Below are 24,509 nucleotides of genomic sequence, written 5' to 3'. Positions count from 1 at the left end.
ATACTTCAACAGTTATTATTAAGACTTCATATAATTTTCTTATTCGTTATAAAAGCCCCGTACTTCAAAATTCCAACGAAAACAACTCCACCCATTGCATTCCCAAAAAGTGCTAACACAATAAAAGTCAAGTAGGTAAGAAAAGATATATCAGGAGAAAGAATTAAACCAGTGAAGACCTCGATATTACCCACAATACTATGATGTAATCCCGATAGCCCAATAATAAAGGTTATAATATATATGACAGCAATTTGTCCAATAGTTTCCTTTATGGATGACAATATCCAAGATAGGAGTGCCATGAGCCAACCGGCAATGATAGCACTACCAAAAATTACGATATAATCATAATGGGCAACATGATGGGCGAGCGCAATCATTCCCTTTTCGGAAACTACTCCCAAGGATGGTCCTACAAGAATAAAGATGAAACCAATTATATACCCTCCTAAAAGATTTCCTGATATGACCAGACCCCATAGCCTTAACAATTCACCAACAGATCTTCTGCCGCTAAGAACAGGCAATGATAGCAGGGATGTTTGTTCAGTAAACAATATGGATTTTCCGAGAATGACCAATACAAAACCAAGTGGGTAAACGAAAGCGGCCAAATAAGGGACCGTGTCCTTATCAATTTTGTCAATAAAAAATGAGTAACAAACGGCTACGACTAAAAAACTAAATCCAATTTCCAACCCCGCCATTAAAGCACCGAGGAAAGTAGATCTTGGATCTTTTTTATAGGTTTCAAGGCCTTCACAAAGCTGATCAATAAAAATATCATCTCCACTTTCAACCTCATCTCCCTTCTCCAAATCTTTATCCACAATTTTTGGAACTTCAAGTTTCTTTTCACTCATAATTAAAGCTTTTTTCTTTTTGCATTTAGTGTTAACCAGGCAATACCTAAACATGCAGAGATAAGTGAACCAACAAGGATACCTATTTTTGCTATTTGCAATAACGCATCATTTTCTAATGAAAGTTCAGCGATAAATATAGACATGGTAAACCCTATTCCTGCCATTAACCCTAAACCAGTTAAATCATTCCAAGTAACATCATTTGGCAAAGTGCCTAGTTTTGATTTTACGATAAGCCTGGAAATAAGGCTTATACCCAATAGCTTGCCAATCACCAATGCTGTAATGATACCAATGCTTATGGGATGAGCCAACGATTCCCAAAAGTCACCTTTGATAGTTATGCCAGCGTTTGATAAGGCAAAAAGCGGCAGAACAAAATAATTTACGAAAGGTTTTATATTTTCCTCCAAACGCTGTAAAGGCGTGAGCGTGGCTTTGCTATCGGAGATAATATCCTGTACGATTTCTACCTGGTTCTCTGCAACCAATGGTCCTGGTCTATAATTACTATTACCGAATTTACTAATTCTGGATTTAATTCTTTCTATATATTTATCCTCGTCAATTCTTGTTCTTCCAGGGATGCAAAACGCTACTAAAACTCCAGCTAAAGTTGCGTGTACTCCTGAAAGCAGCAGCGCCACCCATAGACCAAAAACTCCTACTATAAAATAAAACCAGGTGTTTCTAACCCCTATAAAATTGCTGACGAGCATAATTACAAAATAAACTACGGCCGCTAAAAGATTTCCCGTATCAACATTGGAAGAAAGGAAAAATGCAATTATTAAAATTGCTCCGATATCATCTGCTGTGGCCAAGGCGGTGAGAAAGGTCTTTGCGTTTTTTGAAATGGCGTTGCCCACTAAAGCCAATAATCCAATAGCAAAGGCTATATCCGTGGCCATCGGGATACCCCAACCATTAATCCCATCCGATGACCAATTAAAAATTAGGTAAATCAGGGCAGGAAATATCATTCCACCAATAGCGCCGGAAATGGGCAAAATTGCCTGTTTGAATGAAGACAATTGACCGTCTATGAACTCTCTTTTAATTTCCAAGCCCACCATAAAGAAAAAGTAGGCCATTAAAAAATCGTTTATCCAATGATGTAGCGTCTCATCAACCAAAAATCCACCGACATTAATTGAAATCTTAGTCTTCCACAAGTCGTGGTAAATGTGCGCCAAAGGTGAATTTGCCCATACTAAGGCAACAATTACCATAAAGACCAATAGGATGCCCACAGAACTTTGCTTTGTAAAAATTTGTTTTAATTGTTTTCTTAGCAACCCTTATCTTTTATTAAGTCTAACAAAATAGTGTCTAGTTTGAGGCAAAAATCTGATTAAGACCTGATTTTGCAAGCACAAGTTAGTTTAAATAAATCATTTTGTTTTATTTATCTTTATTATTCTTAAACAAAATTGAGAATTATTTTCACTTTATACAGGGACTTATTTTATGACAATTTACTGGCCCTCCAGCCTTTTATAAATTACGCACTGGAAATATTGTTGCTAGGTCTGATATCGTTGAAGAATATTTTCTTAGGAAGCCTAAATTAATTAATCTAATTATTCGATATAATTAAATATTGAATATTATTAATTGTAACACTTTGAATAGATAAATCAATCAAACTATAAAAGTTCATACAGCTGATTTTTATCATTTGAACGCCATCACACCTTCTCGATATTTGCTCAGACGTTAAAACCTGAAGATGTCCAGCAGTTTAATTTTTAAATCCGCCATAGAGCTTGCCAGTCTTATTCGCAACAGAAAAGTTACTTCCACAGCGGTTGTACGGGAACACATTGCACATATTAAAAAACATAATCCCTCATTGAATGCGGTCGTCCTGTTATTGGAAGAAGAAGCATTAAAAGAAGCACAGATTTGTGACGAGGAAACGGATAAAGGGCAATTCAGAGGTCCACTTCATGGAGTGCCCATGACGATCAAAGAACAATTTTGGCTAAAAGGTTTCAAATCAACATTGAATAGCAATCGCTTAAAAGACTGGATAGCCCCGGAAGATGCTTTGGTTGTTACCCGCTTAAAAGAAGCCGGCGCCATAATCTTGGGGAAAACCAATATTTCCAAAGAAATGTTGGACTACCAAGTTGACGGGGACATCTACCCCACGTGTGTTAACCCATATAATGAAGCCTATTCTCCCGGTGGAAGTTCAGGGGGTTCCGCTGTCGCTTTGGCGACAGGAATGGTTCCTATTGAATTGGGTGGTGATCTGGGTGGTTCAGTTCGTATTCCTCCAAACTTTTGCGGTGTTTATGGTTTGAAAACTACGGAAAATACGATACCTACACATGGCCTAGTTTCTAAACCCAAAGAAGCCAAAGGTTTTCTGAACGATATGGCTGTGGTAGGGCCCATGGCGAGAACACCGGAAGATTTGGAGTTATTATGGAAAATTCTTAAGGGTGACGATAAAATCGACCGAAGAATTTCTCCAATTCATTGGAAAACACCAAAGCAAAGGACGATTGGTGATTATAAAGTTGCGTGGGTCCATGGCTGGGAAGATTATGACTCCAGTGAACAGACCAAACACGTAATCGATAAATTGATACAGACGATTAGGGGCGAAGGAGGATATACCCAGGAATTAAAACCAAAAAAAGATCTTCATCGCCGGACACTGGAATTGCATCAAAGGTTATCGTTCATGACCATAATGCAAGATCTTCCTTGGTTTGTGAAACCCTTAATGATAAAAGAATTAAAAAAGGGTTATTTAAGAGGTATGGAAAAAATCCCTTTGGAAATTTAAGGATACATTTTCGGATTACTCAGAGCTCATAGGGCTAAGAATGCAACTTATTAAGGAATGGGAAACCTATTTCGAAGAATTCGATTTTTTGGTCTGCCCTTCCGGTTTTGGTCCTGCATATAAGCGATGTAAAATTGGAACTCCAATTACCTATGAAGGAAAAACCATGAAATACATTGATTATGTATATCCTTATAATGCTTGTTTCAATGCAAGCGGTCATCCGGCTATAAGTATCCCATTAGGCCTTGGTCAAGAAGGATTGCCTCTTGGAGTTCAAGTGGTTGGACCCCATTGGAGTGAACCCCATCTGCTACATTTTGCCAAATTGGTATCTAAACATACCGAAGGATTTGTAAAACAACATAAGTATTAAATTAACCAAGCTATAGATTTATTAAGAAGATTATCCGGATTTTCTTCCATGAATAATTACCATAATACTTTCAACTAAAGTGGATTTTAAGGCTCTTTGAATAGATTACTGCTACTGATGAATGTCATAGTGGCGGAAAACTAATCCGCCTACTTTTAACGAATACCACCAAAATATGAAAGCAGTCTATTTACAGAAGTACGGATCTGCGGATACCGCCTTTGAAATAAGAGAGGCGGACAAACCACGCCCCAAACCCAATCAAGTTCTCGTAAAAGTGGAGAGCTTTGGACTCAATTTTGCGGATGTAATGGCCCGATTGGGACTTTACAAAGCCGCCCCAGCGTTGCCCGCTATTTTAGGTTATGACGTAGTGGGAAAGGTGGTGGCAATAGGTAGCGAGGTCAACAATATACGATTAGGGCAAAGGGTTACGGCACTCACCCGTTTTGGAGGGTATGCGGAATATGCCGTTGCCGAAAGCGAAGTGGTCTTTCCCGTTCCAGAAACTTTTCCCGCTGGGGTGGCCGTTGCTTTGGCCACTCAATATAGCACCGCTTATTTTTTAAGTCATTCTATGGCCAACCTTCAGGAAAATGATAAGGTGCTTATTCACGCCGCTGCTGGAGGTGTAGGTACTGCCCTTACTCAAATGGCACTAAATAAAAATTGTACCGTTTTTGGTACATGTGGTTCTTTAGAAAAAATTAAATATTTACAGAAGAACGGAGTACATCATCCTATCAACTATCGGGAAGCTGATTTTGAGCAAGAGGTGCGTAAGCTTTTAGGTAAACTCAGATTGGATGCCATTTTTGATCCAGTTGGTGGCAAATCCGTGAAGAAAGGCTATCGGCTTTTGGGAGCGGGAGGAAGATTGTTCTCGTTCGGGGTTTCCTCAATGAACCAGACCAAATCAATTTTTGGAAAATTAAGAGTTTTGGCACAGTTTGGCATCTATCATCCTATTCAATTTTTAAGCAATTCAAAAGGAATAGTAGGGATAAATATGTTGAAAGTAGCGGAGGAAAACCCTGCTAAAATCGCAAAGACTATGCAATCGGTCATCCGCATGACGAAAGAGGGAAGTCTGAACCCCCATGTAGGTGGAGCATACACGGTTGAAGAAATAGGGAAGGCGCATGCCTTCTTGGAGTCTCGAAAATCGATGGGAAAAATTGTTGTCAGTTGGTAACCAAATAGCTAAAACATGAAGTTAAATTACTTTAAGAACAAAGTAGCATTGGTTACTGGCTCCAGTATGGGTATCGGTAAAGCCATTGCCATTGAACTAGCCTCTAAAGGGGCAAAGGTCGTTTTAAATGGTAGAAATGGCGAAAAGCTCCGTCGAACGGAAATCGAATTACGTAATAACGGGTTTGATGTATTCGCAGTGGCTGCGGATATTAGAAATATAAATGACTGCCAGCACCTTGTAGATGAATGTATTAAACAATATGGAGAATTGGATGTGCTGGTCAATAACGCTGGGGTAAGCAGTAGAGGATCGGTGGAGTTTATGGAGGAGGCCAACTTCAAGATTCTGGCAGAGACCAATTTTATGGGTGCGGCCTATTTAAGCAAGCATGCCATCCCTTATTTAAAAAAGAGCAAGGGGCATATTATTTTTATAAATAGTGCTGGGGGATTTAGAGGAATGCCCTATAATTCAGCTTATACCATTTCTAAAATGGCCCAGGCAGGACTTGTTGAAGCCTTGCGTATAGAACTTTTTGACTATGATATCCACGTTGGGATAGCTTTTGTGGGATTTACCAAAAATGACCCCAAAAAATCAATTTTAGATGTTGACGGCACTTGGATTTATTTGCCCAAAAGGACTAATATACCTCTAGCGACGCAAGAGTCGGTCGCTAGAAGGGTTAGGAAGATGCTTGTTCAAAGAAAAAACAGAGCAACCTTAACGCGTTTGGGCAATTTTACCGAATTTACTACCCGTTACTTTCCCCGGTTCAGCGATTGGTTGCTAAGGATAAACCGAGAGCGTATACAAAAGCAGTTTACAATGATTGGCGGTGTTAAGGTAAAGGACAACAGTATATAGAAAAGTGTAGCAAGAAAGTAAAGGTCTTTTTCTAAATAGTGGTACGGTTCTTTTGGTAAGCTGTCTCTATAGCCCGCTCACGTTGAAACTGAGCAGCGGAACAGTAATATCAGAGACCATTTTTTTCACCATATCTTGCTGAATATACTTCTCAAAAAAGTTATTGTTCTTTCTTTCCAACATAGCCAGCATAGCGGCATTCTTTTTATTCAAATATTCTTGTAGTTCCTTAAAAACGTTATCGGATAAAATTAAATCGAACTCCAGATTATCGTATTCAACCTTTTGTTGTAACATGTCTTTGAACCATTCCATTTGTTGTTCACCGGCATATTCATTCGGGGTCGTAATATGTACTAGCCTAATTTGCGAATTGAATAGTTTTGCCATCGGAATTAACCTTCTAATGGCAAAAATATCGGCCTGTTCAAAATCTGTGGCATAGGCTATAGTTTCAAAAGTACCAATGTTATGCATTTCTGGTACGGCCAAGACGGCGCAAGGCGCCTTTTTAATTAATGCTTTGGTGGTGCTTCCCAAGAAAAATTCCTTAACACGGCTAGCTCCCTTAGTCCCAACAATAATAAGATCCACGTTGTATTTTATGGCCTTTTCTAGAATACAGTCCGCTGCGGAGCCGTCTTCATCGACCACAAAATTCGTATTGTTTTCTTGCCAAGCGTCTCCCAAATGTTCAGTACAGAATTCTTTCAACTTGGAACGATTTTCAACGATTAGTCTTTTTTCTTTATTCATATAGCTCACGGAGACCGGGCTAGCAAGACTTAGAGGCACGTCGAATACATGCATTATGAACAATTTCGAACCAAATTTTTTGGCTAGTAGGTGCGATATTTTTAATGCCGTGGCAGAGTCTTCAGAATAGTCGGTAGCATATAATATGGTATTCATCATCTGATATTAAGTGGTTGTAAATTTGAATCTAGGTATATGGTCCGAATCAAAAAATGATTAAAATCATAAGGTACATAATGACTTTCGTCATTTCAAATAGGGTATCAGTCCACTACATTTATGTATCATAATTCATAAACAGTTTTTAAGATGAGCTCTAGCGAATACAGTGACGAAACCGAATTTTTAAAGGACGGACCATGGGACGAACTTTATGTAATTACCCAATACTGGAAATCCGATTTGGAATTTTACAGGGACGACCTTCGGTTTTTACATCATTTAGTCGATAAATACTTCATGTGGATTACTAAGCCGGAAAATTTGATACTCGTAAAAGAATTGAAAAAAGAATTGTTCGAATTGAACGGCCGGAGTAAAGACCTTTTGGAAAAAGTAGCCAAACACAGAATTCAGCTGGGCTATCTGGTTGAGGACCCCAATAAAAGTGATGCGGGAATTATTAAAACAGAACACGAACATCTCGAAGAGGAACTGGGTACCTTCTTAAAACAGTTTCGAAAGAATCGAAAAGAAGTTTTCAAAATAACCGAATATATCATCGATAGTGAAAAACTTGCCAATGTCATGGAATCCTAAAGCTTGGTATTGTGAAAGAAGAACGACAAATTTTAGCGGAAATCAGTGCCCTGACCAACATTATTGAATCAGATTATCCTGAACTTTATCGGTTTTTGGATGAAAATCCGATTACCATTCCGTCTAGCGTACATCCTGATTTGAATAAGAAAACGCTTGAAGTCTATTTACAAGACTTGAAGGACTTGTTAAAGCACCACGTGAAGACCCATACAACCAAAAAATTATGAAACGTTTTAGAAATATCCTTTATATATTCTTGGGAGTAATGGCCGTATTTTTTCTTTTCCTCATTTGGTATCAATACCAGTATTCTATGGGGGACATCCAACCCTACGATGTGAATTCCCCAAGTATGGAAAAGAAGTTATTAATTGCCACTCAAGGCAGCGATTTTAAGGATAGTATCACCAACGCTGTGGTCAACCATTATAAAATGGATTCTATTTATATAAAAGTTATCGATGTGAGGGACCTTTCCCAAATTGACCCCGAGGATTTTAACGCCATTTTAATAGCACACACTTGGGAAAATTGGAAACCTCCCACCGAGGTCAAAGCATTTATAGAACGCACTAAGAACGACTCAAAAAAAATTGTGGTACTGACCACTTCAGGCGAAGGCAGTTATAAAATGGAAGATGTTGATGCGTTGACCGGTGAATCCATCATAGAAGATGTACCTGATTTTGCACAAGACATTCTGGAAAGATTAAACCCCTTGTTGGATGTTAGGCGATAAATATGCTTGATTATGAAACGTAGCACAAGAAAAGACGGTAATAAAATGAATTATAGCACCTTGGGGATTATCATTATTGTAATAGCTACTGTTCTGCTGTATGGGATTTGGGTATTTTTTATAGCGCCGAAAGACTAGGCTTTACGACAATTGCCCATTTCAAGAAAAAAGTATGGTAATACTGGTCTGTGGTCTTCCGGGTTCTGGTAAAAGCTATTTCGCAAGTAGGCTTGCAGAAACAATCCATGCACAATACTTCAATAGCGATAGGCTAAGAAAGGAACTTTTTCCGAAACGGACCTATTCCAAATCGGAGACGGCCAAGGTCTACGAAATATTGCTGAACAAGATGGAGGCGGCCATCAATACGAACACTGATTTGGTTTTAGATGCTACATTTCATTTTAAGGCAACCAGAAAACCCTTTATTTCCAAAGGAAAGGGAAGTATTGTGTTTATTGAAATACAGGCCAATGAGGATGTAATACGGGAGCGGTTGAAAGAGGATAGGTTGTTTAGCGAAGCTGACCTAAGAGTTTACCGATTGATTAAAGAGCAATGGGAAGCTTTGGAACAGCCCCATTTAACCTTGCAATCTACGAACGATAATATCGAAGCCATGCTGCAAAAGGCCGTACACTATCTTAAGAATGAGAAGAGATCAAATTGATAGGCTACTTTCCGAGGGGAAATTTCCCAAGGTGACCGAACTACGACAATTGGTGGAAACCCATATTTCTTGGGTAATTCTGTGTGATCGATTCGTTTACAAGATTAAAAGACCTATTAAATATTCGTTTCTGGATTTTTCCACACTAGAACTTCGAAAACACTTTTGCGAACGCGAATTGGAACTGAACCAACGGATGTCAACAGATATGTATCAGGAAGTCTTACCCATTTACGAATCGAATGAGGTCTATACCATAGGGGGAGATGGAGATGCGTTAGTAGATTATGCCCTTAAAATGCGTAAACTGGATTCGCAAAGACAAATGGATGTACTGGTAGCAAAGAACAAGGTAAGTACTGCCGATATCAAAAATTTAGCACAACGGATAGCCATCTTCCATAAAACAACCAACATCATTTTTAAAAAGAATGTACTGGATGTTAAGGAAAAATTTAATGCGCTGAGCGAGGAAAAGGAGTTTTTAACTGAACATCTGAACGAGAACATCGGCAATCGCATCGATATCGCCATCCAAATCTCGAACGCTTTTCTGGATCAGAATAAGGCACTGTTAGATGAACGTTTAAAAAACGGTTTTTTTAGGGACTGCCACGGCGACCTGCATACCCGTAATATTTTTCTATTGCCGGAACCCCAACCTTTCGATTGTATCGAATTCAATGATGATTACAGGCAAATTGATGTGTTGAACGAGGTGGCCTTCCTTTGTATGGATTTGGATGCCTGGGGCAGAAAAGACCTTTCCGATATGTTCATCGAACAATACAATAAAGTTTTTCCGACAATACGAAACGAAGCGGAATATCAACTATTTGTCTACTTCAAAAGCTACCGGGCTAATGTTCGGGCAAAGGTCAACAGTCTTAGGGCAAAAAGCGCATCGGACAAGGCCTCCAAGATGAGGGCATTAGCAGAGTTAGAAAAATATTTAAAATTAATGGAATCTTATGTTGAACTATTGAGGCGTACAGCACTTACGCATCTTAATAGATAAAAGTGCCCAGTGGATTGCTGGATTGAACGGGATGTTTAAAATTAAAATTATAATACTATGAGGATTGCGTTTTTGGTCATGGTCTTATTGCACGGCCTCATCCATTTAATGGGGTTTACAAAAGCCTTCGGTTATGGAAATTTGGCTGAGTTCAGCAAGGATATTTCAAGACCCATTGGGCTACTTTGGTTGTTGGTGGGTTTGCTTTTTATCGTATCGAGCATCCTGTATTGGAAGAAGATGGTAGCTTGGTCGCTGTTGGTCATCATTGCCATGGTCCTCTCGCAAATATTGATTTTTATTTTTTGGAGCGATGCCAAGTTCGTTACCATAGTTAATGCAATAATTCTTGTGGTAGGTATTTCTGCTTATGGCCTTTATCGATTCAACAAAATGGTTTTTCAGGAAACACAGGACTTAGTACGGGATATTGGCCCTGGCGGGATTTCGGTGGTAACAAAAGAGGATATAAGGCAATTGCCGGAAAGAGTTCAAGAATGGATGCAAAGTTCGGGAGTTATGGGCACCGAACGGTTAGTTTCAGTTCACTTGCGGCAAAAAGGAAAAATGAAAATCAAACCTGAAGGCAAATGGATGCCGTTTACGGCCGAACAGTATTTTGATGTTTCAAAACCCGCTTTTATATGGTCGACAGAAGTAGATTTTCTACCCTTGATCAAGATGGTGGGTAGGGATAAATTTATTGATGGCAAGGGCGAGATGCTCATTAAATTGGCCAATGTAATTCCCGTTGTTAACGAAGGTGACAATGAAAAAATAAATTCCGGGGCCATGGTCAGATACTTGGCTGAAATGGTCTGGTTTCCGTCGGCGGCGTTAAACCATTACGTTCATTGGGAAACCATGGATGCAAATTCGGTAAAGGCCACTTTTACCTTAAATGGAAAATCGGTTTTTGGCATTTTTGAATTCTCGGAAAATGGCGAAATGCAATCCTTTGAGGCCGAACGCTACTATGGAGGAGGAAAAGATGCCAGCTTGGAAACTTGGTTGATTAAAGTGGAAGAATACAAGAATTTTATTGGTTTTAAGATTCCCAATAAATGCAGCGTTACTTGGAAATTAAAAGAAGGTGATTTCAATTGGTTGAACCTTGAAATCACGGATTGGACGTTTAATAATTTGGAACTCACTAAAAACTGAAGAAGTAATGAAACTTAATAGCGAATGGTATTTAACCAACAAAATGCCCAAGAATGCGACCATCGACCAACGCATAGCATGGCATTTGGAACATCTTAAGAACTGCCAATACCGGACCGGTATTCCAAAAAAACTAAAAGAAGAAATGAGAAAAAGGGGTATGGAATTATGAACGACAAGGATAGGTTACTTTCAATTAAGTTGATTCACACGGTCATCTGGCTCTTTTTTAATGTGGTCATATTCTACCTTTTGTATGCTGTAATCGTTAATAAAATTGACCTTTGGGTATGGATATGTATCGGTCTGGTGTTGTTGGAGGGGATAGTTTTACTTCTATTTAAATGGTTCTGTCCCCTGACCGTTATCGCTCGTAGATATTCGGATTCCACCAAGGACAATTTTGATATTTTCTTGCCGAATTGGTTGGCCAAGCATAACAAATTAATCTATACGAGTATTTTTGCCATTGCGGTAATTATTCTACTATTTAGAATCTCTCAATAGTAACGTTAGAAGAACTTTAGGCCTTTTGGCGAGCCTATAATCAAAACGATTAATTCTTTTTTTCTCCAATTTCTTTTGTTCTTTTTCCAGCTTCCTAAAATAGCCTCGGGTTAAAAAATTATGTTTTAAGGCCTCCATGTTCTCATTGAAACGCTCGGTGCCTTGTTCGATATTGAACATGGTTCTTTCCAATTGGTTAGCTAAGGTGGTATCCTTTGACACAGAACTAATAAGTCCATCTCCATCTTCTATTCCTCCAACAATGGTGTTCAGATCTTGGGTCATTTTGTTAATCGCGATACTAGATGTCTCCAAATTTTCAATAACATTGCGCATTTTGCCCGCAGAAATGGAATCACTGAGCAAAACTCCTGCGGTGCTTTCCTCGAAATCGATTTTCCCGATAATCCCGCGTAATTCTGAAATAGCAGAATTCGCCTGGCTGCTCGTATATTTTAAATTGGTGATCGTTTGTTGTAAATCGCCCGCCATGGTGGTATCGTTTAACAACCTACCCAAAGTACCTTTGCCCTTTATCAATGATTGGGTAACTTTCAGTAAATCTTCCGTCAATAAGGCCGCATTCTCATTGGTAGTGTTTAAGGTTGTCATCATATCTTGGGTCGCAACTTTGCTGTAGGATTGTAATTCATCTCCAGATTGGATTAATTCGGCGTTTCCTTCGCCCGGAATAATATTGATGAGCATGCTTCCTACCAATCCGTCAGAACCAATAGTGGCGATGGCATCCTTTTTTATATGCTCCTGCATTTTGTCGGCGATGATCATATGCACTCGGATAGTGGTGTCGTTTACCATTTCTATTTTGTTTACTGTACCGACATTGATACCTGAAAAACGTACGTTGTTCCCGTTTTGAAGTCCGTTGGCATTCTTGAATACCGCCGTAACGGGAAAGGTCTTGCCGAACATGTTTTGCCGGTTACCGATCAAGTAGGCGGCTACAAGTAGAAGTACCGTCCCTAGGATTACGAAGATTCCTAATTTCAAATTTTCTACTGCTGTCTTAGCCATATTCTTATTTTTTAAAAAAGGCTTCCACCTTTGGGTCTTTGGATGTAGATAAATCTACAAAGCTGCCCTCCGCATAATTGATGCCATCCACCAATAAGATCATCTTTTCGGAAATGACCCGTGCGCAATCCACATCATGGGTAATGATCAAGGAGGATGTTCCATATTTCTGCTGGATGGAACGCATCAATTCTATAATTTCTTTGGAGGTAATTGGATCTAAACCGCTGGTAGGCTCATCATACAAAATTACCTTAGGTTTTAAAATGAGGGTACGGGCTAACGCCACCCGTCGTTTCATTCCCCCAGAAAGTTCAGCAGGCATCAGCTCCATCGTATGGGCTAGACCTACATTTTCCAAGGCTTCCAGTACTAACGGCATCGTATCCGAAACAACACCTAATTTTTCTTTGTGTCTGCGCATTGGGAATTCCAGGTTTTCTCGAACGGTCATAGAATCGTATAGTGCACTTCCTTGAAAAAGAAAACCAATGTCCGATCGTAGTTCATCAAGATGCTGCTGATTTAAAGTGTTGATCTCTTTTCCCAAAACTTCAACGTAGCCACTATCTGGAGTCATCAAGCCAACCAGACATTTAATCATGACGGATTTTCCAGAGCCTGATTTCCCCATTACTACCAGATTTTCACCTTTATGCAGCGTCATATTAAAACCATTCAAGACATGATTTTCACCAAAACTTTTTCTAAGGTCCCTGATTTTAATCACGACATCTTTTTCTTCAGCCATGGTATCCTCTCTTATCGTTTTTTCTTTGGTAGCCATCATAATTCATAAAAAATATCAGCAACGAAAACCGCAATAAAATCTACGACAAACAATAATATCGATGCCATGACCACTGCGGTATTGGCGGCTATGCCCACTCCGGCGGTTCCCTTATCGCTAAAGTATCCTTTGTAGCAGCCCACAAGACCAATGACGAATCCGAAAAAGAACGATTTAATCGTTGCAGGCACCAAATCTCCATAAGACAACGCATCGAAAACCGTATTGAAATAGAGTTGAAAGGAGACGTTTCCCTTAAGGTTTTCTACCAGGGCGGAGCCGTACAAAGCGATTAGGTCGCCAAAAATAACCAGTAGTGGCAACATCAAGGTGGTGGCCAAGATACGGGTCACGACCAAGTATTTAAACGGATTGGTACCTGAAACTTCCATGGCATCAATCTGTTCCGTGACACGCATAGAGCCTAACTCCGCGCCTATGCCGGAGGCAATCCTTCCTGCACAGATCAATGCTGTAATCACAGGGCCAATTTCGCGCACAATGGAAATCCCTACCATGTTCGGCATCCATGAAACTGCCCCGAACTGAATCAGAGTGGGACGCGATTGCAACGTAAGTACCAAACCGATGATGAATCCTGTCAGCCCCACCAATAGAATGGAACGAACGCCCATTTGATAGCATTGTCTAAGCAATTCCTTGAATTCAAAGGGTGGTTTTAAAACCTCTTTGAAAAAACGGCCTGCGAAATAAGAAAGGTCTCCTATTTGCATAAAAAACTGTTTGGTCTTGTCGACCATTTCAGTTGCTATCGTCATACTATTTCCTAAATTTCTTTGGGTCCTATCAAATATAGAGTAGGTGCACAGGGTTAAAAATGACGATGGTCATATATCAAAGATGACAGATTTCATTCAAAGTCAATGGCTGAGGGAAATATCTTAAGAATAGTTGGAGGATAACCAGCGGCAATATAGTGGAACGGGAATGCGCTTAAATTCAAAGAAGGCGTCCCAGAGGGGTTTTATTTAAGTGAAGAGCGTGGTTGTGTCTAAAAGGCTATAAAATCGGTTCAAATTAGAATATGATTATTGTGCGTTTAAAAACGAGGACTTTATAGGGCCATTTGTTGTCCGTTCACAACAAATTAAAATCAGACTCAAATGACCCCATTTAAATCCAAATAATTCCAATTTTTGAGTGCAAATAAAAAAGACCCCAAAGAAATTAATCTTTAAAGTCTTGATTTTTAAGTGATCGCGAGAGGATTCGAACCTCTGACCGTCTGCTTAGAAGATGCGAAAAATTTTCTTCTTTTATCTTCATTTGGTTTCTTATCATCTGATAATCAATAATTTATAATAATTAATTTTTCTTTGATTTTCATTTAGGGTATCTTTATCAGGCAATTTGTTGGACCTATGTTGTACCAATTTTTTGAAAATTATGGCCAGTGTTAAAATAGTGATGAGAAGGAAAAGACGGGCGAATGGATCTTATCCAATCTATTTGCGTGTAACCAAGGATAGAAAAACAAAATTTTTCAAAACACTGTTCAATGCTTTCCCAAACGAGTGGGATCAAAACTCTGAAATATTTACCAAGAAAAGCCCAAACTATATCCAAAAAAATCGGGTGCTATCCAATATTAAGGATAGAGCTTATAGAATTTACATAAACCTTAAGGCCGAGAAGGAGCGATTTACCCTCACGGAATTTGAACATGCCTTTCGAGTGAAATCCAATCCTAACGGCAATAACATTTTCTACTTCTGGGACGACCTGATTTCCGAACTGTTGACTGCTGGCAGAACTGGCAGTGCTAGATGTCATAAGGATGCCTTTGCAACTCTTCAAAAATTTCACGGGAGTACTCGTCTAAATTTTGAGGACGTAAATTTGGCTTTTCTCACAAAATTTGAAGGTTTTCTTAGATTCAGAGGTGGAACCGATGGAGGTATTAGTGTGCGTATGAGGTGTATACGCACTATATTCAATACGGCCATTGAGAGGGATTTGACTGCCCTGGACAACTATCCATTTAAAAAATACAAGATATCGAAGCTTAGGGGAAAGAGTGTAAAAAGGGCTCTGGAAATAGAAGAGATTTACGAAATTCTGAACATGGATATATCCCAGTATCCCCATCTTGTGGATAGCCGTCATTATTTTCTATTTAGTTTTTACACTCGGGGAATGAACTTTGCCGATATTTTGAAATTAAAATGGAGTAATATTAAAGACGGTGTGATACAATACACCCGATCAAAGACTAAGGGTAATTTCAAAATAAAGATTCTTCCACCCGTACAGCAAATATTGGATTATTACTGTCAAAGACCCACAGGAACAGCATATGTTTTCCCATTACTTAAAAGTGACAGCCTTACGCCAATTGAAATTGAACGGGCCAAAAAACAAACACTGAAGGTCTTTAATATGGACTTAAAGCAAATAGCTGTCCATTGCAAGATTAATAAGACATTGACCAGTTATGTCGCTCGACATAGCTTTGCCAATTGCCTAAAACAGAAAGGCGTAGCCACTGATGTAATCAGCGAGTCATTGGGGCATCAGAACCTGGAGGTTACCCAAGCCTATCTAAAAGAATTGGATAGCTCTATCCTTGATGAGGCCTCCGAGCTATTATTGCCACCAAAACCAACTTCTTATACCCGTCTTCGGATATGTTAATACCACAGGTTTCAAGATTGGTGTACAATTATGAAAGTATGGTACGTTAGTCTTTCCACTTGGATTAACTTAATAAAAAAAATGTCCTGATATATGTCTTTTGACGAAACTACTAAATGAGACCGCGAATAGGACTATTATTGATAAACCAGTGATTACTTTTGAAACTGGACTATTAATCGGCCATTTAATATAAATAAAGTATAACTATCAATTTTTATGAAAAGTTACAAATGACAACATAATAATAAACTATAGTTCTTTGTTGAAATAGGCAGAAGGTGAAGTACCCATTAAACTACGAAACGCCTTGTTAAAAGTTGTTTTTGAATTAAACCCGGCCTCTTGTGCCAAACCAAAAAAAGTAAGCTCTTTTGCCTTTTCCGTTTTAGCCAGTTCTATAAACTCCTTTATTCGGTAATAGTTTACAAAATCGAAGAAATTCATCCCAATACGTTCGTTTAAAAGACGTGCCAATTCTGGGTTGCTTATACCTAACATAGATGCCAGTTCGGCCTTCATCAACTTGGTGTTCAAATAGGGCTTTTTGGCACTCATCATTCGCTCTAGCTGTGTCTTCAATAGATCTAAGTCTTTATGACTCAATTTTGACTGACTATATTTTTGAGAAAGGTTTAACGATTGTATTCGGAATAAATCTGGCGCTATCATTCCATAATATGCAATGAAAAGAATGATAAAAGCGATTCCTAACCAAATGAATTTTCGCGCCTCTCTTTCTATGGTTTCCGGCCCAAAAAGACTGATGAAATACATACTTGTCCAAACCAAAAGACAAGTCCCTACAGCAATCAAAAAATTCAAAAAGAATTGTGTTTTTATCGTATAACTAAGTTCATTTTTAAGGCTGTTCCTAAACTTTAAAAACTGTCTTAAACTTAAAAACCAATAGGTACAATTAAACGTAAGCCCAATCCCTACTAAAACATTAACTATGGCGTATAATTCTCCTCGTTGTATTCTGGCAACAATTACTTCATCCGAAGGTATCATAAAATAGAAGATCACAAATAAGATGTATGCCAACCCCGGAAAATAATGAACTAAATCCCTAATCTTAAATCGTTGGTTGGTCAATGATGATTTGGTAAAAAGAAATACGGTCGCCCCAAAAAGAAGAATAGCAAATTCAGAGATGGTAATTAAACGAAAATTATCTCCAAACAATTTAGAGATATATAATACCCGACCTAACAATCCTATAAAAAGAACTAAAATCAGAAATGCTGTATATCCATTTACATTTTTTCGATTCTTAGCCGAAAACAGATAAAACCCTAATAAGAATAGGCTTTGAAAAAAGCCAAAGTAGACCAACTGATTTAAAAGTGTTTGCATAATTTAAAATGAGCTGGCAAGCATAGTTAACTTGCCAGCTTTATTGCTTATTTGATTATAAATTGGTTCACGTTTTGGATTCCCTTTTCGCCCATTTTCGTACTTTCTTTAGAAAAAGCATCAAAGGCCGCTCTATCATTCCACTCCGTTAATACTATAAAATCTGGTTTGTACATGTAACCAACTGTAGACATTGGGTCATTTAATTCCAACAGTACTTTTCCTCCGTTATTCTTAGCTGTTTTAAGCCATTCTTTTTTAAAGTTTATAAAAGTCTCTGTATCATCTTTCCAATAGGATGTAGCTACTACTATTTTATCTGGATTAACTTCAAAAGATATGTCCTTTGTCATTACATAATAAGCCAAATTAAACGAAGACCACATGGCCCTTCTTTGCTCATGAAAATCGGGCACTTTAGCTATTATTTCATGTAAGAAATTTTTTCTACTTGCTAAATCCGTCCATTTTGCAATTACATAGGTGCCTGGTTGATATCCTCCTTGCGTAGTTTCTGCAACTGCAAGCAATGGTTGCGGTTGATATCCTTTTTCAAGTGCAAAAGCAAAAGCGGTTTCCTTATACCTTGGGAAAAGCTTAGGTAATTCAGGTTTTCCATTAAAAAGCAGAATATCCAAGACCTCTCCCTTTTTAAAATCCCATTTTTTGGTTTTTGATTGTGCGTTTACCAACAATCCACCAAGAAAAATTACGGTAAATACAAGAACTAATTTTGTTTGTTTCATACTGAAAATTTTAATTTTTAAATTCATGTGGCTAATGTAAAATGAGCTCATTAGCTGACAAAAGAAAATAGGTTGAGATGGGTGCGCATACGGTATACGTTCTTGTTTTAAGGGTGTTTCAGCGATTTTCGACCAAATATGTACATGTCTAGCATGAATACAAAATCACGTTCACCTGAGAAAAAATCAAGTGTGATTTTGAGATTAAATCGATTTTAAAAAGGGGAGTAGATTGTCTTTGTAATTGTTTCCAATCGGGATTTCCATTCTTCCGATTTCAACATCATTTTTGGTGTAGGCGGTAATTTTTTCGCTGTTCACAATATAGGAACGGTGCAAACGAATAAACCGATTATCCAATCGCTTTTCAAAAGCAGAGATACTTTCTTTTACGGTTAATGGCTCTTCTTCTTGAAAGTGTATTTTAATGTAATCTTTTAAACTTTCGGCATACAAAATAGTATCAAAAACAACTTTAATCTGTTTTTTGGCCTTGTTTACAAAGAGGTAGTCACTTGTATTGGAGGTAGTATTATTTGAGTTACTTACTTCAGTCTTTTCTACCTGTTTTAAAAATTTCTGAATTGCCTGAAAAAAGCGTTCAAAGAAAATCGGCTTCAATAGGTAATCTAGCGCGTTCAGTTCAAAACCGTCAACCGCATAATCTCTATAAGCCGTGGTGAAAATTACCTCGGGTTTATGAACCAAATTTTTAAAGAAATCGGTCCCCTTTAGTAGGGGCATTTCAATATCAAGGAATAAGAGGTCAACCTTGTTTTTGCTTAAAATAGTACTTGCATCGATAGCACTTGGGCAAGAAGCCACGAGTTCAAAATCCGGAATTTTTTCGAGATAACCTTCGAGTAGTTCCCTAGCCAATGGTTCATCATCTATAATTACACATTGGTAACTCATGCCATGGACAGTTTAAGATTAGCGGAAAACGTACTTTTCCCATTTTCTATAATAAGGTCGTAAGCCTTAGGATACAGTAGCTCCAACTGCTTTTTTATATTTTGAAGTCCAATTGATTCTTTATTTTCCAATTTTTCGGTTACCGCGGGCTTGCTGTTTTCAACTTTAAACAGCAATTCTTCCCCTTTCTTAGAAATGGTAATATTTATATGGGCCTGATGTATCTCATTGGCAACTCCGTGTTTAAAGGCATTTTCTACAAAGGTGAGTAAAAGTAAAGGGGCAATTTTTTCCTGGCCGGTTATATTTTTACTGAATTCAATTTTCACTCTATCCGCATAACGTATTTTTTCTAGGGACAAGTAGTTTTCAATAAGCTCGATTTCCTTTTCCAGCGAAACATAAGATTCGTTACAGCGGTACAGTATGTAATCCAATATTTCCGATAGTTTGCGAATGACTTTTGGGGTATCTTCCGATTTCTTCAATGCCAATGCATATAGATTGTTCAATGTATTGAACAAGAAGTGCGGATTTAATTGGTTTTTCAATGCGGCCAGTTCGGCGGTTTTTTTCTGTTCGTTCAATTTCAGCAATTGCTGCTTTTCGGTATATAACTTTAGTACCAAAATCAAAAAGGTAGGATAAAGCAAATACAATGATTTGGAAACGAATTCGCCAAAATTTAAAAAGCGTCCAGTAATTGAGGGGTCTTCAAAACGCTTGATATAGTTCACGTAAGTTGCTGGAAACGACGGTTCAAAAAAGTGAATGAAAATAAGGGTGCAAATAGCATAGAATGAAAAGAGCACCAATGTTACACCTGCTGCGAATGTGCTTGTTTTTCCTCTATTTAAAAGTTTTGGGATTAAAACCTCAACAATAATGAAAGCCATTGCAATTTGAAGTGCTACCCTAATGCCAAAAGTCACCACTAATTCATAGGTGCTTGTATAGTACCAACTTGAAGTTGATGCGGAGAAAGCAAAAATCAAAAGCGCAAATACCAGGTACTTGTACTTTGAAACTTCTAAAAAATGCTGCATTCGTTGCCACATAGTTATTGCTTTTGCCATAAAGATACAAATCTAAAGCAGGGCTCTCTGAATAACCGACCAATGGCGTATTAACGATGCCCAAAACTGTCTTTTTGTAGACAATTGTGTTCAACTCTGTTTTCAAAGCCTTTAGCATCACTAACCAATTCTATATCTACGTGATAAAGAAGGCTCTATACTTCCTTCTAGATTCGTTTAAAATTCAACTTTTTACAATGAAAAAAACTTTCACAGTCAATTTCTTATTATGGTTCCAAGAGAACTTGAAATCCCATGTTTTATGGATTTTTATTTTGTTTTCCTTTTTTAGTTTTGGTCAAAAAGGAGTTGTTTCAGGCTCGGTGTTCGATACTGGTACGCAAGAACCAATCCCATATGCCAATGTGATTCTGAAATCGGGCGATTCTATTGTTACAGGGGGCATCACAGGCGAGAACGGTAATTTTGATCTAGATAATATTTTATTCGGAAACTACAATTTTGAGGTCCAATATATCGGCTATAAAACACACGTTAAAACACTAACTCTCGATACCGATCTTAAAAAATTGAGCTTGGGAGCTATTTTTATAGAAGAAGATGCTGTGGCATTGGAGGCCGTCGAGGTCTCTGCAGAACGTTCTACGATAGAGCAGAAAATTGATAGAAAGGTCATCAACGTTGGGAAGGACCTTACCACCGCCGGTGCTTCCGCAAGTGATATAATGGGCAATATTCCATCGGTGAGTATTACCCAAGATGGAGATTTGTCATTACGCGGCAATGAAAACGTACGTGTGCTCGTAGACGGTAAACCTACAAATATTAGTTCTCGAGAGCTTTTACAACAAATACCCTCTACATCTATTAAAACCATCGAACTGATTACGAACCCATCCGCAAAATACAATCCAGAAGGGATGAGCGGTATAATTAATATTACTTTAAAAAAGAATACCAACCTGGGGTTCAACGGTTCTATAAATACTGGTTTTACCTATGGAGAACGTGCTCGCTACAATAATTCCCTGAGCTTAAATTATAGAAACGGAAAAGCCAATTTCTACGGTAGCTACGGCAACAGATTGGGAGAGGGAGTTACCAACGGATTCATCAATAGAACTGTAGAACGCACAGGGCAAGATATTTTAAGTGTTGCCGACCGCACTTCGCACTTGTTCAAATTCGGGGTCGACTACTATATCAATGACAAAAACACATTATCTGTTTACACCAATCAGAATATATTTGATGCTATATCGAATGCAGAACGAAACATTACATTTTTAGACGATCCAGGTTCAGATTTTAATCAGTTCGATTTGATCAATCGGGATAATATCAATGCATCTTACAATGTAGATTTTAAGCATGATTTTTCAAACGAAGGACATTTCGTAGAACTGGAAGTTGATTATAACACCTTAAAAAGCGACACCAATAATGATTTGGATTTTACTGGAAATACGCCCCTAGCAAACTATGATGAATTTATTGATGACACCCGAACCAACACCACCATAAACTTGGATTATGTAAATCCGCTCTCCGAAAGTGCAACTCTAGAAATTGGTCTGGAAACTCGTTTACGGCGCACGGAAAATACTTATATCACTGACCGTTCCGATTTTAGGAATTCAGATTTTAGATATGATCGTGATATACATTCCTTTTACACCACTTTTAGCCAAAGTTTAGGTAAATGGCAATATAATCTTGGAATTAGATTAGAAGATTACAATGTGGATACCCAATTCAACGAAGTTTCGGAAGCGCCATTTAATTTTACCGATAAGCTTTTTAATATTTACCCATCAGGTTTCTTAAAATATAGTCCTAGCGAGGAGAGCAAAAACTCGTATCAGTTGAGTTTTAGCCGAAGAATTGACCGCCCTTCCTTAAATCAGATTAATCCTATCAGGCAGTTAAGTACACCACAGTTGATCCTTACTGGAAATCCAAGTTTGGTACCTCAATTCACCAATTCGGTAGAACTCAATTATAGCAGAAGACTTGAAAAAGGGAATTTTACATTTGGCGGTTTTTATAGAAGAATCAATGACGAAATCAATAGAAGAGGGTTTTTTGATGAAGACAATCCTACGGTCTTAATCGTTGATTACGATAACTTTGATAGCAATGACGCCTACGGAGTTGAATTATCCGCTACTTATCGGCCTACCAATTGGTGGAGCCTTAACGGAAGTTTTGATGTGTACTCAAGAACCCAAAAAGGTTTTATCGAGGGAGAAAGTGTGGAAGTGAACAATACGTTAATGAATACGAAGCTGAATAACAGTTTTAAAGCCACAAAGGACCTCACCTTTCAATTATTTACGTTTTATAGTGGAAGGCAAAGTGTTTTACAATATGATTTAAAAGACAACTTCTTTATGAATGCCGGTGCCCGCTACAATTTTGCCAAAGGCAAGGGAACACTAAGTCTAAACTTCAATGATATTTTTAGAACACAACGCTTTGCCTTTGAAACCTTTAGAACCATCATTCAGGAGGGGCAGTTTAAAACAGATTCCCGTTCTGTATACTTAGGTTTGGCATACCGCTTTGGAAGCGGAAAGAATAAAAGTGTGAAAAGGAAAAATAGGGATAAAAACGAGAAGGCAGATAAGCTTCTGTAGCATTTCTATTTACAAAAATTTGGATTAGTGTTTTAAATTCTCCCTATCTATGGCAATATGTCATGGGTAGGGAGTTTTTTATAGTTATATTTTTGACTAAGTTGGTTCAAAGGTGCTACCAATCCGGGGTGTAGATTAAAAATTCTTTAGGGATATCTACTTTCTCATACCCGCTACCATAGTTTTCATTTCCAAATTCCAGAAAATCGGTAGTATGTTTCTTTAGTCTTTCTTTTATGAATCCGGCACCTTGAGGACTACGAAAATAGGTTTGCATCGTTAGTTCTCCTTTGGAGTACTTATAAACACCAATGGTCGCTTTTTTAGGATTTAAAGAATTTATATCAATGTTATAGCAATAAAAAAAACTTACCTACTTTGTCATCAGTATAGAATTTTAAAAAGTACGTATTAATTTCTTTCAAATACGTACTGTTCTTGCCATCAATATTTAAAACGGAAACTAGCTTGTATATTTTGGTCGTGTCAATAATCTTATAGACCTCGTTATTGGTATTTCGCCTCATTGTAAACTTACATCAAATGAAGCGCTTTTTTCCAAAGCCATTTCAGTAAGTAACACAACTAGCTATTAGCAATGTCAGTATCAGAGTTACATCTATTCTCAGTTTAAAACTCATAGCTTTTCATTATAAAAGCAAATACAAAGGCCACCTAAATTATTAGATGGCCTTTTTTAGTGATGTTAACTGTCTATCGCTACATTGCCTGAATAGAATCTAGTTTAGCCTTGGCAATCTCTGCTATTTTTTCGAAGGTTTCACTATTCTTATACAACTCACCGTATTTGCGCGTAGTCTCAATATAATCTAATGTCTTATTATACATTTCATTTCTATTATAAACCATAGCCACATACTCTGCGTAGTAAAAATCATTTTTGGCATTCGCGCCATATTCTTCAGCTTTTTCCAAATATTCTAAGGCCTTTTTATAGTCCTTTTTGGAGTAATACATCACAGACATGAACTCATATCCCTTAGGTAAATTTGGGATTAGTTCAGTGCTTTTTTTATAGCATTCTAACGCCTTGTCAAATTCGCCATTGTAATAATAGGCCATGCCTAAAGACCATATGGCCGCAGCACTATCAGGGTACATATCCACTACTTTTTTAAAGTATTCTTGTGCTTTAGGATAATTATCTTCTACTAGCAGGTAATACTCTGCTTGCATAATATCTCTTTCAGATTTTAGATTTGTTTTTTTAGAGAGTTCAAACGCTTTGGTTACCTTTTCTTTATGTTTTTCAGGATCTTGCTCATAAAAACCTCCCATTAAAAATCCACTAGGATAATTGGGGTCTAATTCCATAATCTTGGCCGCTTTTTTTCAAACTCTTCTTTATCGCCATAAAAGTAGAAGTTTGCCGACAAATCATTAAAAAGTTGATGTACCTCCGGTATCTTTGAATCTACAGCAAGGGTAAATCCATATGTATTTAAATCTTTAGGAGCATATTTTTCAACAAACTCGTCTTCAATATCACGTTCTGATTTTGGCGATTGACAACAGAAAAAAGTCAGTGAAATGGTTACAAGAACCACATTTTTTAGGATACTCATATTTTTGATTTTAATTGA

Annotated in this window: 28 protein-coding genes; 15 read left to right on the top strand and 13 right to left on the bottom strand. The window is 37.9% G+C overall.

Features of this window, described 5'->3' with window-relative positions:
* Positions 1 to 26: 26 nt before the first annotated feature.
* Positions 27 to 866, bottom strand: coding sequence for a formate/nitrite transporter family protein (locus N8A89_RS04410; protein ID WP_281541161.1), 840 nt, complete (start codon positions 864 to 866; stop codon positions 27 to 29).
* A 2-nt stretch (positions 867 to 868) separates the two neighbouring features.
* Entirely contained in the window at positions 869 to 2,167 is a 1,299-nt protein-coding gene (gene nhaA / locus N8A89_RS04405) for a Na+/H+ antiporter NhaA (protein ID WP_289644984.1), read from the bottom strand.
* A gap of 434 nt (positions 2,168 to 2,601) precedes the next feature.
* On the opposite strand from nhaA, the gene N8A89_RS04400 reads away from it, so the two are divergent.
* The 4 genes from N8A89_RS04400 (at position 2,602) to N8A89_RS04385 (ending at position 6,113) form a co-directional block, all read left to right on the top strand.
* Complete coding sequence (locus N8A89_RS04400; RefSeq protein ID WP_289644983.1) at positions 2,602 to 3,672, top strand: amidase; 1,071 nt, start codon at positions 2,602 to 2,604, stop codon at positions 3,670 to 3,672.
* A 28-nt stretch (positions 3,673 to 3,700) separates the two neighbouring features.
* Entirely contained in the window at positions 3,701 to 4,048 is a 348-nt protein-coding gene (locus tag N8A89_RS04395) for an amidase family protein (RefSeq protein WP_430682123.1), read from the top strand.
* Between the two features lie 175 nt (positions 4,049 to 4,223).
* Positions 4,224 to 5,243 carry a zinc-binding dehydrogenase gene (locus N8A89_RS04390; protein WP_281541158.1) on the top strand — a complete coding sequence of 340 codons (1,020 nt, stop codon included), beginning with the start codon at positions 4,224 to 4,226 and terminating at the stop codon, positions 5,241 to 5,243.
* A 15-nt stretch (positions 5,244 to 5,258) separates the two neighbouring features.
* Complete coding sequence (locus tag N8A89_RS04385) at positions 5,259 to 6,113, top strand: SDR family NAD(P)-dependent oxidoreductase (RefSeq protein WP_281541157.1); 855 nt, start codon at positions 5,259 to 5,261, stop codon at positions 6,111 to 6,113.
* 66 nt (positions 6,114 to 6,179) lie between these two features.
* Here N8A89_RS04385 and N8A89_RS04380 read toward each other — a convergent pair whose 3' ends face one another.
* Entirely contained in the window at positions 6,180 to 7,028 is an 849-nt protein-coding gene (locus tag N8A89_RS04380) for a universal stress protein (protein ID WP_281541156.1), read from the bottom strand.
* Positions 7,029 to 7,178: 150 nt separating this feature from the next.
* On the opposite strand from N8A89_RS04380, the gene N8A89_RS04375 reads away from it, so the two are divergent.
* The 9 genes from N8A89_RS04375 to N8A89_RS04335 are packed head-to-tail and all read left to right on the top strand — an operon-like array spanning position 7,179 to position 11,729.
* Positions 7,179 to 7,628, top strand: coding sequence for a hypothetical protein (locus N8A89_RS04375; protein WP_281541155.1), 450 nt, complete (start codon positions 7,179 to 7,181; stop codon positions 7,626 to 7,628).
* An 11-nt stretch (positions 7,629 to 7,639) separates the two neighbouring features.
* Positions 7,640 to 7,858: a hypothetical protein gene (locus N8A89_RS04370; protein ID WP_281541154.1), complete on the top strand. Its 219-nt coding sequence runs from the start codon at positions 7,640 to 7,642 to the stop codon at positions 7,856 to 7,858.
* Positions 7,855 to 8,370: a hypothetical protein gene (locus N8A89_RS04365; protein WP_289644982.1), complete on the top strand. Its 516-nt coding sequence runs from the start codon at positions 7,855 to 7,857 to the stop codon at positions 8,368 to 8,370. Before N8A89_RS04370 ends, N8A89_RS04365 begins: the two co-directional genes overlap by 4 nt.
* Positions 8,371 to 8,382: 12 nt before the next feature.
* Complete coding sequence (locus N8A89_RS04360) at positions 8,383 to 8,508, top strand: hypothetical protein (protein WP_289644981.1); 126 nt, start codon at positions 8,383 to 8,385, stop codon at positions 8,506 to 8,508.
* Between the two features lie 34 nt (positions 8,509 to 8,542).
* The gene (locus N8A89_RS04355) at positions 8,543 to 9,040 is read left to right on the top strand and encodes a P-loop nucleotide/nucleoside kinase family protein (protein WP_281541151.1); all 498 of its coding nucleotides are present in this window, start codon (positions 8,543 to 8,545) and stop codon (positions 9,038 to 9,040) included.
* A complete protein-coding gene (locus N8A89_RS04350) occupies positions 9,021 to 10,058 on the top strand; it encodes a hypothetical protein (protein WP_289644980.1) in 1,038 nt (345 codons plus the stop codon). Before N8A89_RS04355 ends, N8A89_RS04350 begins: the two co-directional genes overlap by 20 nt.
* Positions 10,059 to 10,115: 57 nt before the next feature.
* Positions 10,116 to 11,222 carry a DUF6920 family protein gene (locus N8A89_RS04345; protein WP_281541148.1) on the top strand — a complete coding sequence of 369 codons (1,107 nt, stop codon included), beginning with the start codon at positions 10,116 to 10,118 and terminating at the stop codon, positions 11,220 to 11,222.
* 7 nt (positions 11,223 to 11,229) lie between these two features.
* Positions 11,230 to 11,394 (top strand): hypothetical protein, encoded by a 165-nt coding sequence (locus tag N8A89_RS04340; RefSeq protein ID WP_281541147.1) that lies wholly within the window; start codon positions 11,230 to 11,232, stop codon positions 11,392 to 11,394.
* Positions 11,391 to 11,729, top strand: a complete 339-nt coding sequence (locus tag N8A89_RS04335; protein ID WP_281541146.1) for a hypothetical protein — start codon at positions 11,391 to 11,393, stop codon at positions 11,727 to 11,729. Before N8A89_RS04340 ends, N8A89_RS04335 begins: the two co-directional genes overlap by 4 nt.
* On the opposite strand, the gene N8A89_RS04330 is transcribed toward N8A89_RS04335, so the two are convergent.
* The 3 genes from N8A89_RS04330 to N8A89_RS04320 are packed head-to-tail and all read right to left on the bottom strand — an operon-like array spanning position 11,709 to position 14,333.
* On the bottom strand, positions 11,709 to 12,764 hold the full coding sequence (locus N8A89_RS04330; protein ID WP_289644979.1) for an MlaD family protein: 1,056 nt from the start codon (positions 12,762 to 12,764) through the stop codon (positions 11,709 to 11,711). The two genes, N8A89_RS04335 and N8A89_RS04330, sit on opposite strands and share 21 nt — an antisense overlap.
* Positions 12,765 to 12,768: 4 nt before the next feature.
* On the bottom strand, positions 12,769 to 13,551 hold the full coding sequence (locus N8A89_RS04325) for an ABC transporter ATP-binding protein (protein ID WP_430682122.1): 783 nt from the start codon (positions 13,549 to 13,551) through the stop codon (positions 12,769 to 12,771).
* Positions 13,551 to 14,333 (bottom strand): MlaE family ABC transporter permease, encoded by a 783-nt coding sequence (locus N8A89_RS04320; protein ID WP_281541145.1) that lies wholly within the window; start codon positions 14,331 to 14,333, stop codon positions 13,551 to 13,553. The genes N8A89_RS04325 and N8A89_RS04320 overlap by 1 nt, the downstream gene beginning before the upstream one ends.
* Positions 14,334 to 14,982: 649 nt before the next feature.
* Between N8A89_RS04320 and N8A89_RS04315 the strand changes: the two genes are divergently transcribed.
* A complete protein-coding gene (locus N8A89_RS04315) occupies positions 14,983 to 16,209 on the top strand; it encodes a site-specific integrase (RefSeq protein ID WP_289644977.1) in 1,227 nt (408 codons plus the stop codon).
* Positions 16,210 to 16,461: 252 nt separating this feature from the next.
* Here N8A89_RS04315 and N8A89_RS04310 read toward each other — a convergent pair whose 3' ends face one another.
* From N8A89_RS04310 to N8A89_RS04295, 4 genes are all read right to left on the bottom strand, one after another.
* A complete protein-coding gene (locus N8A89_RS04310; protein ID WP_281541143.1) occupies positions 16,462 to 17,568 on the bottom strand; it encodes an AraC family transcriptional regulator in 1,107 nt (368 codons plus the stop codon).
* Positions 17,569 to 17,615: 47 nt separating this feature from the next.
* On the bottom strand, positions 17,616 to 18,314 hold the full coding sequence (locus N8A89_RS04305; RefSeq protein WP_281541142.1) for a hypothetical protein: 699 nt from the start codon (positions 18,312 to 18,314) through the stop codon (positions 17,616 to 17,618).
* A 204-nt stretch (positions 18,315 to 18,518) separates the two neighbouring features.
* A complete protein-coding gene (locus N8A89_RS04300) occupies positions 18,519 to 19,229 on the bottom strand; it encodes a LytR/AlgR family response regulator transcription factor (RefSeq protein WP_281541141.1) in 711 nt (236 codons plus the stop codon).
* Positions 19,226 to 20,305 carry a sensor histidine kinase gene (locus N8A89_RS04295; protein WP_281541140.1) on the bottom strand — a complete coding sequence of 360 codons (1,080 nt, stop codon included), beginning with the start codon at positions 20,303 to 20,305 and terminating at the stop codon, positions 19,226 to 19,228. The genes N8A89_RS04300 and N8A89_RS04295 overlap by 4 nt, the downstream gene beginning before the upstream one ends.
* 197 nt (positions 20,306 to 20,502) lie before the next feature.
* Here N8A89_RS04295 and N8A89_RS04290 point away from each other — a divergent pair, with 197 nt between their 5' ends.
* Complete coding sequence (locus N8A89_RS04290) at positions 20,503 to 22,905, top strand: TonB-dependent receptor (protein WP_281541139.1); 2,403 nt, start codon at positions 20,503 to 20,505, stop codon at positions 22,903 to 22,905.
* Between the two features lie 115 nt (positions 22,906 to 23,020).
* Here N8A89_RS04290 and N8A89_RS04285 read toward each other — a convergent pair whose 3' ends face one another.
* The 3 genes from N8A89_RS04285 to N8A89_RS04275 form a co-directional block, all read right to left on the bottom strand.
* The gene (locus N8A89_RS04285; protein ID WP_289644976.1) at positions 23,021 to 23,182 is read right to left on the bottom strand and encodes a hypothetical protein; all 162 of its coding nucleotides are present in this window, start codon (positions 23,180 to 23,182) and stop codon (positions 23,021 to 23,023) included.
* 443 nt (positions 23,183 to 23,625) lie between these two features.
* The gene (locus N8A89_RS04280; protein WP_289644975.1) at positions 23,626 to 24,240 is read right to left on the bottom strand and encodes a tetratricopeptide repeat protein; all 615 of its coding nucleotides are present in this window, start codon (positions 24,238 to 24,240) and stop codon (positions 23,626 to 23,628) included.
* The gene (locus tag N8A89_RS04275) at positions 24,231 to 24,491 is read right to left on the bottom strand and encodes a PDDEXK family nuclease (protein WP_289644974.1); all 261 of its coding nucleotides are present in this window, start codon (positions 24,489 to 24,491) and stop codon (positions 24,231 to 24,233) included. Before N8A89_RS04275 ends, N8A89_RS04280 begins: the two co-directional genes overlap by 10 nt.
* Between the last annotated feature and the right edge of the window lie 18 nt (positions 24,492 to 24,509).

This window comes from Maribacter aestuarii (assembly GCF_027474845.2).
Lineage (GTDB): Bacteria > Bacteroidota > Bacteroidia > Flavobacteriales > Flavobacteriaceae > Maribacter > Maribacter aestuarii.
Note: the sequence above shows the minus strand (reverse complement) of the source record. Positions and strands in the feature narration are given on the sequence as shown.

What these genes read in the sequence shown, in the direction of transcription:
- N8A89_RS04275 (WP_289644974.1), bottom strand. Translation starts at nt 24,491, where the DNA reads ATGAGTATCCTAAAAAATGTGGTTCTTGTAACCATTTCACTGACTTTT.
- N8A89_RS04315 (WP_289644977.1), top strand. Translation starts at nt 14,983, where the DNA reads ATGAGAAGGAAAAGACGGGCGAATGGATCTTATCCAATCTATTTGCGT.
- N8A89_RS04360 (WP_289644981.1), top strand. Translation starts at nt 8,383, where the DNA reads ATGAAACGTAGCACAAGAAAAGACGGTAATAAAATGAATTATAGCACC.
- N8A89_RS04345 (WP_281541148.1), top strand. Translation starts at nt 10,116, where the DNA reads ATGAGGATTGCGTTTTTGGTCATGGTCTTATTGCACGGCCTCATCCAT.
- N8A89_RS04380 (WP_281541156.1), bottom strand. Translation starts at nt 7,028, where the DNA reads ATGATGAATACCATATTATATGCTACCGACTATTCTGAAGACTCTGCC.
- N8A89_RS04325 (WP_430682122.1), bottom strand. Translation starts at nt 13,551, where the DNA reads ATGGCTACCAAAGAAAAAACGATAAGAGAGGATACCATGGCTGAAGAA.
- N8A89_RS04330 (WP_289644979.1), bottom strand. Translation starts at nt 12,764, where the DNA reads ATGGCTAAGACAGCAGTAGAAAATTTGAAATTAGGAATCTTCGTAATC.
- N8A89_RS04280 (WP_289644975.1), bottom strand. Translation starts at nt 24,240, where the DNA reads ATGGAATTAGACCCCAATTATCCTAGTGGATTTTTAATGGGAGGTTTT.
- N8A89_RS04375 (WP_281541155.1), top strand. Translation starts at nt 7,179, where the DNA reads ATGAGCTCTAGCGAATACAGTGACGAAACCGAATTTTTAAAGGACGGA.
- N8A89_RS04305 (WP_281541142.1), bottom strand. Translation starts at nt 18,314, where the DNA reads ATGAAACAAACAAAATTAGTTCTTGTATTTACCGTAATTTTTCTTGGT.
- N8A89_RS04410 (WP_281541161.1), bottom strand. Translation starts at nt 866, where the DNA reads ATGAGTGAAAAGAAACTTGAAGTTCCAAAAATTGTGGATAAAGATTTG.
- N8A89_RS04290 (WP_281541139.1), top strand. Translation starts at nt 20,503, where the DNA reads ATGAAAAAAACTTTCACAGTCAATTTCTTATTATGGTTCCAAGAGAAC.
- N8A89_RS04300 (WP_281541141.1), bottom strand. Translation starts at nt 19,229, where the DNA reads ATGAGTTACCAATGTGTAATTATAGATGATGAACCATTGGCTAGGGAA.
- N8A89_RS04295 (WP_281541140.1), bottom strand. Translation starts at nt 20,305, where the DNA reads ATGGCAAAAGCAATAACTATGTGGCAACGAATGCAGCATTTTTTAGAA.
- N8A89_RS04310 (WP_281541143.1), bottom strand. Translation starts at nt 17,568, where the DNA reads ATGCAAACACTTTTAAATCAGTTGGTCTACTTTGGCTTTTTTCAAAGC.
- N8A89_RS04320 (WP_281541145.1), bottom strand. Translation starts at nt 14,333, where the DNA reads ATGACGATAGCAACTGAAATGGTCGACAAGACCAAACAGTTTTTTATG.
- N8A89_RS04335 (WP_281541146.1), top strand. Translation starts at nt 11,391, where the DNA reads ATGAACGACAAGGATAGGTTACTTTCAATTAAGTTGATTCACACGGTC.
- N8A89_RS04365 (WP_289644982.1), top strand. Translation starts at nt 7,855, where the DNA reads ATGAAACGTTTTAGAAATATCCTTTATATATTCTTGGGAGTAATGGCC.
- N8A89_RS04390 (WP_281541158.1), top strand. Translation starts at nt 4,224, where the DNA reads ATGAAAGCAGTCTATTTACAGAAGTACGGATCTGCGGATACCGCCTTT.
- N8A89_RS04400 (WP_289644983.1), top strand. Translation starts at nt 2,602, where the DNA reads ATGTCCAGCAGTTTAATTTTTAAATCCGCCATAGAGCTTGCCAGTCTT.
- N8A89_RS04355 (WP_281541151.1), top strand. Translation starts at nt 8,543, where the DNA reads ATGGTAATACTGGTCTGTGGTCTTCCGGGTTCTGGTAAAAGCTATTTC.
- N8A89_RS04350 (WP_289644980.1), top strand. Translation starts at nt 9,021, where the DNA reads ATGAGAAGAGATCAAATTGATAGGCTACTTTCCGAGGGGAAATTTCCC.
- N8A89_RS04385 (WP_281541157.1), top strand. Translation starts at nt 5,259, where the DNA reads ATGAAGTTAAATTACTTTAAGAACAAAGTAGCATTGGTTACTGGCTCC.
- N8A89_RS04285 (WP_289644976.1), bottom strand. Translation starts at nt 23,182, where the DNA reads ATGCAAACCTATTTTCGTAGTCCTCAAGGTGCCGGATTCATAAAAGAA.
- N8A89_RS04340 (WP_281541147.1), top strand. Translation starts at nt 11,230, where the DNA reads ATGAAACTTAATAGCGAATGGTATTTAACCAACAAAATGCCCAAGAAT.